Genomic DNA, 15332 nt, shown 5'->3' with positions numbered 1-15332 from the left:
GGGAGATTGTTTTTTATTCATTTGGTTCATAATAGGGCCCAATAAAAATAAGATTGGATCAGGACATGTCATCCTCGAATGAAAATATATATTCAACGGCGAATATGTCTTTTCAAAACTCGACCACGGATAGATCATTAAAGTTGGCCGAATGTGATCTGCAAAATCGCCAGTTAATTGAAGATGCGCTTGTACATCGCGGTGCACCTATTCCTGCGCAATTCCAGCAGTACTTTTATAATTATCTTTATGTGCATCGTCATCAAAATCTTCGCCAGATTAATTACATGGCGCAGATCGCCTTTTTGCTGTATTTCTTTGCCGATATTTTTATTATTCCTGACATGTTTTTCCTGTCTGGCCTGATCCGGGTATCACTGGTCATTGCTGTCATGTTTTGCTGCTATTACCTGTTTAAGCATCAAAAGAATATCCGGGTTCTGGACATGATTTTGCCTGTGGGCACGACTGTGGCTGCAGCGACCTGGATTGGCCTGCTCCTGCTGTCGAGTAGCCCGCATGTGTCAACTTATATCTATGCCTCTGCGATCTTTGTTTTAATTACCAATCTCTGTGTACAGACCGAGTTTAAGGGTGCGCTGTATTGTTCTATTTTTATCGCCCTGTTTATCATGATTGGGGTAACCCATCTCATGAGTCTATCGCAGGCCTTTATTTTCGCCGTTGTTTTCACGCCGCTCTGGGCGTTTAGTATTTATATCAACTGGAATAATATCATCAACATACGGCGCTCTTTTCTACGCACTTTGCTGGATGAATGGAATTATCAAACCTTAAAGAATCTTGCTCATACTGATGATCTGACGCAGTTATTTAACCGTCGTCATTTTGTGGATATGGCGGAACGTTCAATCCATCAATGGCCAAAGCCTGCCAGCACCTGTCTATTGATGTTTGATGTCGATTATTTCAAGAAAATCAATGACAACTATGGTCATGATGTGGGTGACCGGGTGCTACAACTGATTGCTGAAATTACCCGTAAAGAAATGCGCTCTAGCGATGTACTGGCACGTTTTGGTGGAGAAGAATTTATTGCCTTGCTGGAAGATACCCAGCTACAGGACTGCCTGATGATTGCAGAACGGATTCGCTGTTCGATTCAAAAGCAGGTGATGCACATCAATCCCGACCAGAAAATCCAGTTCACGATCTCTATTGGTATTGCTGAACTTGAATCTCCGCAACAGGAGCTTGAAGACCTGATTAAGCATGCAGATATTGCGCTTTATGAAGCTAAGAAAGCGGGAAGAAACCGGATTAGGGTCTATCATCCTAATATGCTGCAACCGACTAAACCGCTCTCTCCAAATCCCTGGAATGTATTTAAACCTTTGAATAAACAGGAGCAGTCTGGCGCTCATCATAAAGCGAAACAGTCTTGGTCTGCTTTGTAAGTTGAGAGCAAAATCAAGATTATTAGACAAGAATTTAAGAATTAGACCTAAATCTGTTTGGGATGCTTTTCAAATAATTTCTAAAAGAATAGAATATTTTTCATACAAATATAAGTATTCATCTTATTCATTTCTTTGGATTTAATGTGGGAAGGCGATATGCCAGATAAATATGAAGAAGAAGCTCGCCTCCTGCTTCAGGATGCCCTTCACGATCCTCTTGTTCGTATTCCTGGGTCTTTAAAACCTGCCTACTTTAGGCATCAGAAACAGCTCACTCCAAAATATCTGTTGCAGGTGAACCTATTTGCACAGGTGGCATATGCCTCCTACACCCTTGCCGATATTCTGGTACTGAATGACATTATGAATTTGCTCATTCTGACCAAGCTAGGCTATACCTTGGTGATCCTGCTGATAACCATCTGGATGTATCATTTTTACCGGAATTTGCCTGTATTTGACCTGCTGTTGCCGACCTCGATTATCGGAGCAAGTGCAATCTGGTTTTTTAATCTGAATCAGTCTGAAAGTCCGCATACGCTCATTTATCAATATGCTTCACTGGTCTTTATTGTCCTGGCCAATTTATGTGTGCAGATTCGCTTCTGGCCTAGCCTGATTAATTCCGGTCTGATTACACTGGTGATTTATATCGGTGTGTATTTCAATACCCAAGCTAACCTGTACCAGATGTTCTTGTTTTCCCTGATCTATATGCCGGTATTGACCTTCAGTTTATATATCAGCTGGAGCTCTACACTAAAATCCCGTTTGGTATTCCTGCAACATACCCTGAATGAATATCATCGTCAGACTTTTGAAAATCTCGCCCATACTGACTCGCTGACAGGCCTGAATAATAGACGCTGTTTTGAATATCTGGTACAACAGCTGATCCAAAAGAATCTCAAACAGCCTGCTCCAATCAGTTTGCTGGTCTTTGATGTCGATCATTTCAAGCAGATCAATGACCGTTATGGACATGATGTTGGAGATCAGGTATTGCAGTTGATTGCACAGACCACACGCAATGAAATGCGGCGTCATGATGTGCTGGCACGGTATGGGGGTGAAGAATTTATCGCATGCCTTCCTGAAACTTCACTAGATGATGCACTCAAAATTGCCGAGCGTTTAAGACATAAAATCGAGAATATTGTGGTCAATCTGGAACATGGGCATCGTCTTGATTTCACGGTTTCAATTGGTGCGGCCATTCTGGAAAGCAGTGAAACGGATTTAATGGCGTTAATTAAACAGGCTGATATTGCCCTGTATCAGGCTAAAGCCAATGGTCGGAACCGGGTCGAGTGCTACGATCCTGAACTCGATCAGGGCTTGCTTGGAGAGCTTCAAAATTGGCAGGTTAAACCGACTTAAATGTCATTTGAAAGATAATAAAAAAGAGCGCCGAAGCGATTTTAAAAATGATTCGAAGATTACCTTCTTTAAAAAAAATTTGTCAATTTTATAAATATAAAAGCCCTTAAACTGGAAATATTTGAATAAAATACCGTTAATAACTAATTAATGAAATTCTAGAAAATATCTATGTTAATTAAATATATGAGTGCAGAACACCTAGCCTTTTTAGATAATAGTTTGTTCCGTATTACTCAACCTCAATACTTAAATGATCCTCCAGGTGAAGCAAGATTTGCACCATTTTATAATCACTTTTCAGAGGCTGACTTTGAATACGCTCGAAAGAAGTATCAAACCTCTTGGCTAAATGATGGCAGCATTCCTGATAATAACTTCTTGCTTAATAATTTTCTTTTACCTACAGGGATGAGATATACAGTCGAATTGTTTCCTTCTTTAAAAGGCTTTACAGACTATGAAACAACAGACGAAATTGAACGATTTCAAGCAATTCAACTAATTGAAATAATAAATAATTGTTTGTTAGAGCATATGAACCAAATGATTGGGATTTTTTCATTAAGTGACTCTTTAACCAATCATGATATGTGGATTAAATATGGTCAACATGGTAAGGGTATAGCTTTAGAATTTGATAAACAGCACCAATTTTTTAAAAAATATCCTACTAGAAAAGTCATTTATTCCAATGAAAAACGAGCTTCAATTACTTATTATGAAGGTTGTATTCGTATAAATGGCATTAGATTAAAAGATAAATATGAATCAGCTTTAGATGTACAGGATCACCTTCTTAATGAAATTAATCTAAGTGATCTTATAACAAGGTTATTTTTTACTAAAAACTTAAAATGGTCGACTGAAAATGAACATCGTATTATTTTCGACTTACAACAATACGATCAAAGAAAGGAAAACATTTTTCTAAAAAAAATTCCTTTCGAAGCATTTAAAACATTAACATTCGGCTGGGATACACCTGAATCAATAATAAAAGAAATCTTCCAAAAGATTAAAAATAATCCTGCATTAAATCATCTGAGAATTCAAAAAGTACGTTATGGACAATTAGAAAATTATGACAATTTAGAAGTAGTAGATATATAAAAAGGACGCTTTCGCGTCCTTTTTATTTGAAAGGTTTAGTAAAAACTAAACTGCCTCGAACATAGTTCTTGGCATAATTTAGGCAAGAAGCGTTGCTTCTTGAAACCCCTAAATTACTCCCATTCAATTGTTGCTGGTGGCTTAGATGAAACGTCATACACCACACGAGAAACTTCAGCAATTTCGTTCATGATACGTGTAGAAATACGGTCTACCAAATCATATGGCAGATGTGCAAAACGCGCTGTCATAAAGTCGATGGTTTCAACTGCACGAAGTGCAATTACCCATGCATAACGACGGCCATCACCGACTACACCCACAGATTTCACTGGTTGGAATACGGCAAAAGCTTGAGCAGTTTTGTCGTACCAGCCGCTTGCACGAAGTTCTTGCATGAAGATGTCATCAGCAAGACGAAGAATATCTGCATATTCTTTTTTTACTTCACCTAAGATACGAACACCAAGGCCTGGACCTGGGAACGGATGACGGTAGATCATGCTGTGTGGCAAGCCTAGAGTCGTACCCAATTTACGTACTTCATCTTTAAACAGGTCACGCAATGGTTCAACCAGGTCAAATGCCAAGTCTTCTGGCAAGCCACCTACGTTGTGATGCGACTTGATGACATGTGCCTTACCTTGTTTGCTGGCAGCAGATTCAATCACATCTGGATAAATCGTACCTTGTGCAAGGAAGGTTACGCCATCGAGCTTACGCGCTTCTTCAGCAAAGACTTCGATGAATTCACGACCAATAATTTTACGTTTTTTCTCTGGATCAACTTCACCAGCCAATGCAGAAAGGAAACGGTCTTCAGCATCAGCACGGATCACGCGGATCCCCATGTTGTCTGCAAACATCTGCATTACTTGATCGCCTTCGTTCAAACGAAGCAGACCGTTGTCTACAAATACACAAGTCAACTGATCGCCAATTGCTTTGTGCAGAAGTGCCGCTACAACCGATGAATCGACACCACCTGAAAGACCTAACAATACTTTTTCATTGCCAATCTGTGCACGAAGCTGTTCTACACGCAGGTCAATAATATGTTCTGGTGTCCACAGACCACGACAACCACAAATCTGGTGTACGAAGTTAGACAGTAATTCTGCACCTTTCGAAGTATGTGTCACTTCAGGGTGGAACTGGATTCCATAGAAACGGCGAGTTTCATCAGACACCATAGCAATCGGGCAGCTTGGTGTGCTTGCAGTCACCTGGAAGCCTTCTGGAATACGTGCAACCTTGTCACCATGACTCATCCAGACATGCAGCTGGTTTTCACGGTCTTGCAGCTGACCAATCAGCTGGTCACGTACCACGATATCCACTTCTGCATAACCGAATTCATGTACACTACCTGGCTCAACTTTACCGCCAAGCTGTTCACACATGGTTTGCAAGCCATAACAGATACCCAGTACAGGTACACCTAACTCAAATACCACTTGCGGCGCACGCGGGCTGCCTTCCAGGTGAACACTTTCAGGTCCACCAGACAAGATGATACCGTTTGGATTAAATGCGCGAATGTCTTCTTCAGACATGTCATAGGCATACATTTCAGAATATACACCAGCTTCACGGACACGACGTGCGATGAGCTGACTATATTGAGAACCGAAATCCAGAATCAGGATACGATCTTCAGTAATTTGAGTATTGGTAGTCATGACAAACAACTATGAAAGGCAAACGAAAGATAAGCGCCGTATTCTAGCATTTTTATTAGGCTTAAGCACACTATTCCCATCCGCATAATAATTAAGCAGTTTATTTTTTTAAATAGAATAAAGCTTTTGATTCAGCAGGAGAGCTTTCCCTTCTCTCCACGGAATTCAGCGTATTTACGATATTACGATATTTGGATTTCAATCATTTCAAGATCGGCCAGTTAAGTTGCTATTGAAAGTTTATTTCACCTGTCTCTATCACGGTCTTCATTTGATATGGTTTAGGGTTAGATATGGGAGCCACCTTTTGATTTTTATTTTAATGACGTATTCATGCTAAGCTTGTTTTTCGCAGGAACTCACCGCTAGTTTGTAAGATAAATTTTTAATTCACCCATCAGGGATGAGCGGGCAATTATTTTCCTGTTCGGTACTGACTTTCATGCCGCAGACTGTTACGATTTGATCACCTTTTCGCTTGTTTTTTTCCCTATGGAACTGCTTGATTTTATCCTCCACGTTGATGATCACCTGCTCGAATTCATTACCAATTACGGCATCTGGATTTATGGCATTCTTTTCCTGATTATTTTTGTTGAAACGGGACTGGTGGTGATGCCGTTCCTGCCGGGAGACAGTCTGCTATTTGCATCAGGTGCGCTTGCGGCTTCAACGGGTGCTATGGATCCATGGGTACTGATTCCGCTACTGTTCACTGCGGCAGTGCTGGGCGACACCCTGAATTATCATATTGGTAAATATATTGGGCCACGTGTATTTGAGATTGAATCACGTTTTATTAATAAAAAGCATCTGCTTGCTACCCAGCAGTTCTTTGTGAAACACGGTGGTAAAACCATTATTTTTGCCCGTTTCATTCCTTTCGCACGTACCTTTGCACCTTTTGTTGCCGGTGCGGGAAGTATGAATTACAAATATTTCCTGACTTACAATATGATCGGTGGCTTTCTCTGGATCAGTTCGTTTGTGATCCTGGGTTATCTATTCGGCAATATGCCAATTGTCAAAGATAATTTCACTCATCTGATTTTTGGCATCATTATTTTAAGTGTTATGCCAGGTGTGATTGGCTTTATTCAGCAGAAACTTAAGAAAAATAAAATCGCCTGAAAGCCTAGAAGTGTTGAGTGAACATTTACTCCAGCCAATTGATCAGCAAAGGCACCAGACAAAGCAGTAAAAACAGAGCCGACCCTTTATAAATCAGGTCGGCTTTTCTTTTTGCCGACTCTCCCGCCAGAATCGCTTGTCCAAAGATCATCCAGAACAACGCAACCAGCAAGGCAATCCCAGTAAAAATGGCAAAGACCAGAACAAAGTTACTCGGACTTTCCCAAGTAGACAGCGGTAAGATTCCGGTTGCCAGAAGCGCTGCTTTGGGATTTTTCAGGGTTCCCTTAAACATCTGCCAGGGACGGATCTGAGGATGACTCTGATTATATTGTTCCAGTTGCCGAGCCTTGAATAAATGGAAGGTCATCCAGCCCACACCGATTGCACTCAGCACATGCACCAGTTCCTGAAAACTGGGCCAGATCGGTGAAAACAGATGAACCAGCAAAGCCCACCCATTGATCGCATATAAATACCCCACCAGAATGACGGGAATATACAGACTGGTTTTAGCTGTTCCCTGCTGATAGGCAGAACTGGCCACCAATGCATTGGCAGGTCCAGGGATCATCAGCACTGCTATTGTTGCAAAAACAAAGAGCCAGTTTTCAATCATGGTGGTTAAACATATCAGACAAGGTGATTACCTTAACCAATCTCGTGTTCTGATCACAAGACGAGATCTTTCAAAATTTTATGCGCATCGGTCATTTTTCTGGTGAATACTGTGAACTCTATCACTTGACCAATCATTTTTAAGATAGAAAAAATGCCGACCTAAAGTCAGCATTTTTTTGATGTTTAGAGGGCTATTTATTGGTATTTTGACGGACAATAATTGGGCAAGCTTTAAATTTTGCAGCTTGTACAATAGCTTCCTGTTCACCCAGTAGACGTGCCGTTTCAGTACGTTTGGTATTGGAAGACTGTCCCATATTCACTGATACACTCGGACCAATGCCCCATCCGCCGCGGCTGCCCCAGCCACCACCGACGCCTACCCCTACGCCGACACCTGTACGTTTAGGCGGCTCAACACCATTATCAAGATATTGCTGAATACGATTGTATTCACCCTGAAGCTGCTGACAGTTGAGGGTCTGATAATGGGTGGGTGAAACATAGGTCGGTTTGACCGTCGTTGCACAGGCACTCAGCAAGCTAAGTATGCTGATTGCCAGGCTTATTTTCACAAGTTTCATAGTTAACTCGATCTTAATGCTGCTCTATCTCATTGAACAATGATTGATAGGCCTGAGTCAATTTATGATCAGTTGCCAAGTGAATTAATGGCTGATTTTTTTGATGCGACTCTTTCATCAGCACCGAGGGCGGCAACATGCTGTTCAGCACCGGAAGACCTTCATCTATCAGTTGCTGTACCACTTCGCGTGGCAGTTTTGCCTGAGCCTGAAACTGGTTGACCACGATGCCTTCAATTTCCAGACGTTCATTATGATCATCCTGAGTTTCGATGACATTCTCAATCAAGGTTTGTAAGGCCCGTTTAGAAAACACATCACAGTCAAATGGAATCAGAACACGGTCTGCAGCAATCAGTGCTGAAAGCGTAAAGAAATTAAATGCCGGCGGAGTATCGATAAATACCCGGTCATAATGCTCAGAAAGCGGCTGCAAGGCATCGCGCAGCTTATAAATTTTGTGCTTGGATTCCAGTGCATGGGCCAAGGTGCCCAAACTCGGACTTGCCGGAATGACATCCAGATTTTTAAAAGGTGATTGATGCAGATAACTTTCCAACCCTTTGGCCCGGGTCTTGAGAATGGAGCCAATCGCATTACCAATCAAGCTTTTGCTCTGCTGATTCCCCAATACATCTTCAAAATAGTTTTCAATATTCGGCTCCAGCGCCGGCTTGTCACTCGAATAAGTTGCATCATCTCCTAGTAAATACTGGCTGGAGTTTGCCTGCGGATCAAGATCGATTAACAGGGTTTTAAGCCCTTGATGCGCACTGATTGCAGCCAGATTGACTGCAATACTTGACTTCCCCACCCCACCTTTCTGGTTAAATACCACACGAGTATGCATAAACACCCCTCTTTATTTTTCTAATGATCAGTATGTTTTAGTTCATTGACTGATGAATAATTTAGCCAAAATTCGGCTTGATCATGACCAATACCATAATCGCAATAAGTGAAACCACAGCAATAAATAAGCCAGCACGGCGTTGTACCAACAGGATTGAATCATCTTTTTTATAGGCTTTGCCCAGGGATGAAATCAGCACCAGAAATAAAATGATTTTGGCATAAAACCAAGGCTGTACATCAAAATTCTTTAAAAACAGGGCAATAATCCCAGTTAAGGCAATCACGCTAATCACCAGGTGCTGCAAAGCGACCAGAAATACACGTGCTTTCGGATTCGGCTGATTGCCCTGTGTACCCATAAACAGGGTAAGAGCACGCGCAAGAATGGCCACAATGGCCAGTCCTGCCGCAGACATATGAATAATCTTGACTAAAAGCTGGGTATCCATAAAGTCCTCTTAGTTTTTTGGTGCATGTGCACATTCCGGACTAGACGTATCCTGTCCTGTCCACTCTTCAGGCAAGAAAGCATGAATTGCCAAGGCATGAATTTTATCTTTAGACAGCAAATCACCTGCCGCAGCATAGACCTTTTGATGGCGTTGCACCGCACGTAAACCGGCAAAAGCTTCACTGACAATCACCGCCTTAAAATGCGATTCCTTACCCGGAAAATATCCACCATGACCTGAAGATTCATTCACGACTTCCAGATAGGTAGGTGACAATTGTGCCAAACGGTCTTTCAGTTGTTGTTCTAAGCTCATGGCCTGACTCCGATTCAAGATATGGGTCCAGTATACCCTGTTCTATCCGCTATTTCGGTGCAAGAAATGTCTGCAATTATTTGATTGTGCCGAGATTTCATTAAATTTTGCATAAATTTTGTCTAATTGTCTGGAAGCACAGAGAATATTGCTTTTATTTTATGCAATCGACACAAGATTTTTCATAAAGTTATTGACCCTGTTTTTGCATGCTGTATTATACACGGCATGCGGGAATAGCTCAGTTGGTAGAGCACAACCTTGCCAAGGTTGGGGTCGCGAGTTCGAGTCTCGTTTCCCGCTCCAAATTCTTTTTTGTTCATTTTTTAAAGTAAAAAATTGATCGACCCTGCGGGAATAGCTCAGTTGGTAGAGCACAACCTTGCCAAGGTTGGGGTCGCGAGTTCGAGTCTCGTTTCCCGCTCCAGATTCTAAAAGCCTCAGTTGAATGACTGGGGCTTTTTTATTGTTGTTTTATTCAATATTTTACTTCATAAGAAATTTTTATACTTAAAAAAGTAAGTTTACAAAAGTGCTCTTTCAAAACTGTGAACAAAAAACCGTGTAGATGATGCTCCAGAGTATCAATCATACAAGATAAAAAAAACTCCAAAACAAAAGATAGTATTAGCTACTACTAAGTGGCTTATGTTAAACAAGATCAGCTTGCCTAGATCCTAAATATTGATGCCGCGGAGCCTGTTAATAATTTCTGTCATTGCTTCTTAATAAAAAAGCAACTAATATGCTTCTTATACCACCAAAAAGCAATAAATATGTCTACACTAAATAAGTCTTTACTACAGCAAATCAAAAAAAGACGAACCCAATTGGGCTTAAAGCAAGTTGATATGCAATCCCGTACAGGCATTTCAAGACAGCAGTACCAAAAACTGGAAAGTCAGGGCAACCCTCGATTAGAGACCTTAGAAATTATAGCGGCAGGATTAAATGCTCAACTGATGCTCATCCCTGATGATAAGGTTCATTTGATTAGACAATTATTGAATGATGAAATTAAAGTCACTATTGAAGATCAGGATGACTTAATGACTAACCCATGGAAGGGTCTTCTCGGAGGAGAGGAACCATGAATACTGTTGCCGTCCTGAAATTAACATTACATCACGCTGTCGTTGGATACTTGGCAGGATTTCAGAGCGGAAAAAATATTCTGGTTTTTACAGATTCTTTCCGCTCTGATCAGCAACGCCCAACCTTGAGCCTGCTGACTTCCCCCTTGTATCCTCAAGTGGATAAGATTTTAGAAAAGACCTATGTTACACATCAGCGTTTACATCCCTTGCTATCAAACTTGCTACCAGAAGGTGCATTACGCGAACTGATTGCACAAAGCCTCAAAGTACATATAGACAATGAATTTCAGTTATTGGCAGCTTTAGGTCATGATTTACCTGGAGCACTCATTGCGACTCCATTAGATCCAGAAGAAATTCCAGATGAAATAAAATTCAAACTGCAGATCTCTAATCCAGATCAGATCTTAAAGCAAGAGATTCGAACAGATAATAAGTTTTCCTTGGCCGGCGTCCAAATGAAGTTTTCCATGAAAGCCAAAGATGGGCGTTTTACACTAGTCCAGGCAACGGAATCGTCTCTACTCGGGGACTGGATTATCAAAACTCCTTCTTCCAGACATGCTTTTGTTCCGCTAAATGAATATTCTATGATGAGCCTTGCCAAAATGGTCGGAATAGATGTCCCTGAGATTCGCTTGGTGGATATGGCACTCTTACAAAACCTTCCACCATTAAATTTACCCCAAGAGCAATATGCTTTTGCAATCAAAAGATTTGATAGACAGAGTACTGCTGATACTACAGAGCTTATTCACATCGAAGACTTTGCTCAGATCTTCGGTGCATATCCACAGCAGAAATACAGCACCACAAATTATGAGCAGATAGGAAAGATCATTTATCAATTTTCAGATAACAAAATTTTTGATATTCAGCAATTTGCCAGCCGTTTACTCGTCAATATTTTACTCGCCAATGGAGATGCACACTTAAAGAACTGGAGTATGATTTATCACGATAAAACAACGCCAAGATTATCCCCTGCATACGATATATTGATGACAAGTGTATATATTGAAAATGAGCGTCATTTCGCCTTAAATCTTGCCAAAAATAAAGATTGGTATTTAGCTGAGATGAAACACTTTGAACAATGGGCTGAAAAAGTCGGTGTTCCATGGCGTGTTATTGAAAAACAACTTCACGCGATCATGGACAAAGCACGGTCGGTATGGCCAGTGCTATTACTAGACTTACCTATGATTTCTGTTCATAAAGAAAAATTAAGAGAACATTGGAAAAAATTGCATCCAGACTTTCAGATACTTACAGATGATTAGGGTAATCTGAAACCAAACTAAAATTTCTCAAACAAGTTCATCACGTCATTTTCCGTCAGTTTCGCTTCGCCTTCATGATCTGTACTTAGAATAGAGTGTGCCAGTTCTGCTTTATTTTGCTGTAAGGCAAGAATTTTTTCTTCTATGCTTTTATTAGTAATCAGCTTATACACAAATACCGGCTTGTCCTGTCCAATCCGCCATGCACGATCTGAAGCTTGATCTTCAGCAGCAGGGTTCCACCATGGATCATAGTGAATGACCGTATCTGCGGCAGTTAGATTCAGACCAACCCCTCCTGCTTTCAGACTGATTAAAAATACCGGCACTTGTCCAGACTGAAATGCTGTAATGACTTCATCTCGCTTTTTGGTCTTTCCAGTCAGCTTCACATAGCCAATTTCTGCGTGATGGAGCTGTTGTTCAATCAGTTCCAACATTGAGGTAAACTGAGAGAAGATAAGAATTTTTCGCCCCTCTTCCACCATTGGAACGACCATATCCATCAACTGTTCAAGTTTGGCAGAGTTTGCCTGCCCAATTTTCACTGAATCCAGCTTTAGTAAGCTAGGATGGCAGCACACCTGACGTAGCTTCAGTAAGGCATCTAAAATTTGAATTTGACTACGTTTAAAGCCTTTTTCTGCCACAATTTTCTGAATGCTTGCCTGCATCGTGGCACGAACAGCCTCATATAACTTGGATTGCTGGTCATTCATATCAATATTGACTTCAATCGTGGTTTTTTCAGGCAATTCCTTGGCAACGTCAGTTTTCAAACGACGTAAAATAAAGGGTTTAATGCGGTTTACCAACTTTTGCCTTAACTGCTGATCACCGCGTTTTTCAATCGGATGACGGTACTTTTTATTAAAAATTTCTTGTGAATATAAAAATCCTGGCATCAGGAAATAAAATAGTGCCCACAGCTCACCCAAATGATTTTCCATAGGTGTACCAGTTAGACATAGACGATGTCGCGCTGTTAATTGCCGTACTACCTGTGCAGCTTTGGCACGCGGATTTTTGATATTCTGCGCCTCATCCAAAATGAGTTGATGATATTCATATTGCTTTAGTTGCTCTTCATCTCTCGCCAGAAGCGGATATGTGGTTAACACAATATCATAGTGCGGAATCTGCTCAAAATACTGATGGCGATCGGGCCCCTGTAGCAGCAATACCTTGAGCTCAGGGGTAAATTTCTCCGCTTCTTTGAACCAGTTATGCATCAGCGATGTGGGTGCAACAATTAAGGCGGGTCTGTCCTGCAAATGACCAGCCTGCTTTTCCATGAGTAAGTGGGCTAAAGTTTGTGCTGTTTTACCCAAACCCATATCATCCGCCAGAATCCCGCCATGCTGGGTTTCCCTTAAAAACTGTAACCAGCCTAGGCCCTGCTGCTGGTATGGACGTAATTCCCCCTGAAAACCTTGTGGTGTCGGCAGTTGTTGCTGATAGCCTTGTTTGAATTTCTGCGCAAATTGCTGCAGGCGATTACTGACCTGCCATACCATCCCCAGATGATGCTGTAATTCTAATAGTTGACTCGCATCATAGCGATCTATGCTACGCTCTTCTTGCTGTAAAATGCTCTGCAGATGCAACAATACCGGCTTAATGTCCTTTGCGGATAAAGCCAAATCTGGTTGATCCGCTGCAGTTTTCAGGGTGAAAATGTGACTGTCATTCAGATGACCAAAAATCCGTGGATCAAGTAAATCAGGCTGTTCTTTCACCAAAGCCACAAGTGCATCGAGTAAATCATAGCTATTGCCTGCACTGTCCTGAACGGTCGCCCCGATATTGAACCAGTCTTGTTGGCTTTCAGATTCAGTGATGGAAATATTTAAATTTTCAACATATTGCAGCTTAAATGGGCTGTGTTCCAGATGCTCTATCTGCCATCCAATCAATTCAATTTGATTGATGGGCATCAGCTGTTTGATCCAGTCTCCATAGAACGCAAAAACCATAGAATCAAGACGTTGTTTATCCAGTTTTAATTGCTGGTAATAATTAAGATCTTTTACCCACTTCAGTGATTCGACCAACAGCTGTAAACGCTGGATTGACTGTTGTTCCTGAACTAAGTCCCGAAGCTGTCGCACCATTTTGCCATGCTGCTCACCAATAAAACTGTCACCTGATGTACCTGCTTTTATTCGTCCGCCTACATAGGAGAATTCAATTTCGGCACAAACAGACTCTTCCCATTTCCAATCAAATTTATCTAAAACACCGAAGCGTAAAATTGGCTGGGGACTACCCTCAAGGACATCAATATGCTGAATAGACTCGGGCCGAGGCAGATTTTTCACGTCTGAATATTGATGAGTCAGTTGCTCAAACTCTGGCAAGAGCATAGATGGAAGATCAGGCATCTGTAAAAAATGGTACAGAAGATTTGCCGTATATTCACCATATAACTGGCCCACCGTGTTCTGTTGAATATTCACATAACATGGTGGATGGCTCGCGAGAATCTGAATATGTGGATTTGATTTCAAATCGAGTCGAATATCACCATTGACCAATTCAATGTTTAAATGCTCTGTCTGTTTGTTTACACCTTGTTGCCAGATCAGTTCGATGTGATAGCCTTGTTCTGACCATTGAAGTGCAGTATGGCTCTTTTTTTGCCAGTACACATCGCCACTTTGAATAAAAGATTTGAAATGCTCCAATAAAATTCTGGAGATATCAAGATTGCTTTGATAAAAGCGTTCGTCACTGTTTATTTTGGCATAATAATAAATCTGGTTAAATAATTGTCGTTTTTGTTCAGGTAAAGTCAGATGCTTTCTGGTGATATTTTCATATTGGGTATAATAACTTTCCCCCGCAATTGAGCCGTTTTTATTGCGTCTGGCCTTCTGAACATCAACTGTCAATTTCTTTAAGCTGACAGACTGATCTAGCAGGTAAATTAAATAATTGTTTGTTTTGACAGATTGCTCTGGTTCAGTCTGTTGTAAATACCGTTTAAAATCATTCAACCAGCGCTGCGCCTGATCATCCCCCCGTTGGCGTTTTGTGATTCCCTGCGGGGATTGAGAGTCAGCATAACGCTGCTGAAATTCCTGGCGATATTCCTGAAAGAATAACCGCGCTAAAGCAGCAGCATGTTTACAGTTATATCCAACCGGACAAGTGCAGTCGTCATCGATTAAACGGTCTTTTTGGGGATTATAGGTAATTGCGGTATCGTAATAATCTGTCCCTTCAATTTGGGCATACATCGTAACCCCGTCTTTGTCCTCAAAGAACTCAATCGTTTCCCTATCAATGTGTTTAGCATAGCTCAGGCTGCGCTGAAGAGTTGCAGTACTAAAGCGAGATAGAAAATTGATCAATGAGGACATAATTACCAGAAACCAAAAATGTTTATACAATTA

At 41.2% G+C, this 15332-nt stretch carries 13 protein-coding genes and 2 tRNA genes; 8 read left to right on the top strand and 7 right to left on the bottom strand.

Translation table 11 applies throughout. The annotated features are described in order from the left end of the window. The first annotated feature begins 65 nt into the window (after window positions 1–65). From FTU00_RS10700 to FTU00_RS10690, 3 genes are all read left to right on the top strand, one after another. The gene (locus FTU00_RS10700) at window positions 66–1418 is read left to right on the top strand and encodes a GGDEF domain-containing protein (protein WP_180179698.1); all 1353 of its coding nucleotides are present in this window, start codon (window positions 66–68) and stop codon (window positions 1416–1418) included. Between the two features lie 159 nt (window positions 1419–1577). Next, window positions 1578–2801, top strand: coding sequence for a GGDEF domain-containing protein (locus tag FTU00_RS10695; RefSeq protein ID WP_180179697.1), 1224 nt, complete (start codon window positions 1578–1580; stop codon window positions 2799–2801). Window positions 2802–2987: 186 nt separating this feature from the next. Beyond that, window positions 2988–3914, top strand: coding sequence for a DUF2971 domain-containing protein (locus tag FTU00_RS10690; protein ID WP_159124120.1), 927 nt, complete (start codon window positions 2988–2990; stop codon window positions 3912–3914). Window positions 3915–4027: 113 nt separating this feature from the next. Here the strand turns inward: FTU00_RS10690 and guaA are convergent, their stop codons facing one another. Then, window positions 4028–5596: a glutamine-hydrolyzing GMP synthase gene (gene guaA, locus FTU00_RS10685; protein ID WP_180011589.1), complete on the bottom strand. Its 1569-nt coding sequence runs from the start codon at window positions 5594–5596 to the stop codon at window positions 4028–4030. Window positions 5597–6088: 492 nt separating this feature from the next. Here guaA and FTU00_RS10680 point away from each other — a divergent pair, with 492 nt between their 5' ends. Further along, entirely contained in the window at window positions 6089–6727 is a 639-nt protein-coding gene (locus FTU00_RS10680) for a DedA family protein (protein WP_034704672.1), read from the top strand. Between the two features lie 25 nt (window positions 6728–6752). Here FTU00_RS10680 and FTU00_RS10675 read toward each other — a convergent pair whose 3' ends face one another. From FTU00_RS10675 to FTU00_RS10655, 5 genes are all read right to left on the bottom strand, one after another. Then, the gene (locus tag FTU00_RS10675; RefSeq protein WP_005233326.1) at window positions 6753–7346 is read right to left on the bottom strand and encodes a hypothetical protein; all 594 of its coding nucleotides are present in this window, start codon (window positions 7344–7346) and stop codon (window positions 6753–6755) included. A gap of 193 nt (window positions 7347–7539) precedes the next feature. Then, window positions 7540–7932, bottom strand: coding sequence for a hypothetical protein (locus tag FTU00_RS10670; protein WP_108675631.1), 393 nt, complete (start codon window positions 7930–7932; stop codon window positions 7540–7542). 13 nt (window positions 7933–7945) lie between these two features. After that, window positions 7946–8782, bottom strand: a complete 837-nt coding sequence (locus tag FTU00_RS10665) for a ParA family protein (RefSeq protein ID WP_180179696.1) — start codon at window positions 8780–8782, stop codon at window positions 7946–7948. Window positions 8783–8843: 61 nt separating this feature from the next. Further along, window positions 8844–9236 carry a SirB2 family protein gene (locus FTU00_RS10660; protein WP_180179695.1) on the bottom strand — a complete coding sequence of 131 codons (393 nt, stop codon included), beginning with the start codon at window positions 9234–9236 and terminating at the stop codon, window positions 8844–8846. A 9-nt stretch (window positions 9237–9245) separates the two neighbouring features. Continuing rightward, window positions 9246–9554 (bottom strand): BolA family transcriptional regulator, encoded by a 309-nt coding sequence (locus FTU00_RS10655; protein WP_004780643.1) that lies wholly within the window; start codon window positions 9552–9554, stop codon window positions 9246–9248. Between the two features lie 230 nt (window positions 9555–9784). On the opposite strand from FTU00_RS10655, the gene FTU00_RS10650 reads away from it, so the two are divergent. From FTU00_RS10650 to FTU00_RS10635, 4 genes are all read left to right on the top strand, one after another. Then, window positions 9785–9860: transfer RNA gene (locus FTU00_RS10650), tRNA-Gly, on the top strand. A gap of 45 nt (window positions 9861–9905) precedes the next feature. Next, window positions 9906–9981 (top strand) — tRNA-Gly (locus tag FTU00_RS10645). 349 nt (window positions 9982–10330) lie between these two features. After that, window positions 10331–10648, top strand: coding sequence for a helix-turn-helix domain-containing protein (locus FTU00_RS10640; protein ID WP_180002657.1), 318 nt, complete (start codon window positions 10331–10333; stop codon window positions 10646–10648). Then, window positions 10645–11934, top strand: a complete 1290-nt coding sequence (locus FTU00_RS10635) for a type II toxin-antitoxin system HipA family toxin (RefSeq protein WP_180002656.1) — start codon at window positions 10645–10647, stop codon at window positions 11932–11934. Before FTU00_RS10640 ends, FTU00_RS10635 begins: the two co-directional genes overlap by 4 nt. 17 nt (window positions 11935–11951) lie before the next feature. On the opposite strand, the gene FTU00_RS10630 is transcribed toward FTU00_RS10635, so the two are convergent. Further along, complete coding sequence (locus FTU00_RS10630; RefSeq protein WP_180179694.1) at window positions 11952–15299, bottom strand: DEAD/DEAH box helicase; 3348 nt, start codon at window positions 15297–15299, stop codon at window positions 11952–11954. Window positions 15300–15332 lie beyond the last annotated feature (33 nt).

It is taken from the genome of Acinetobacter sp. YH12041, assembly GCF_013419975.1.
Lineage (GTDB): Bacteria > Pseudomonadota > Gammaproteobacteria > Pseudomonadales > Moraxellaceae > Acinetobacter.
Note: the sequence above shows the minus strand (reverse complement) of the source record. Positions and strands in the feature narration are given on the sequence as shown.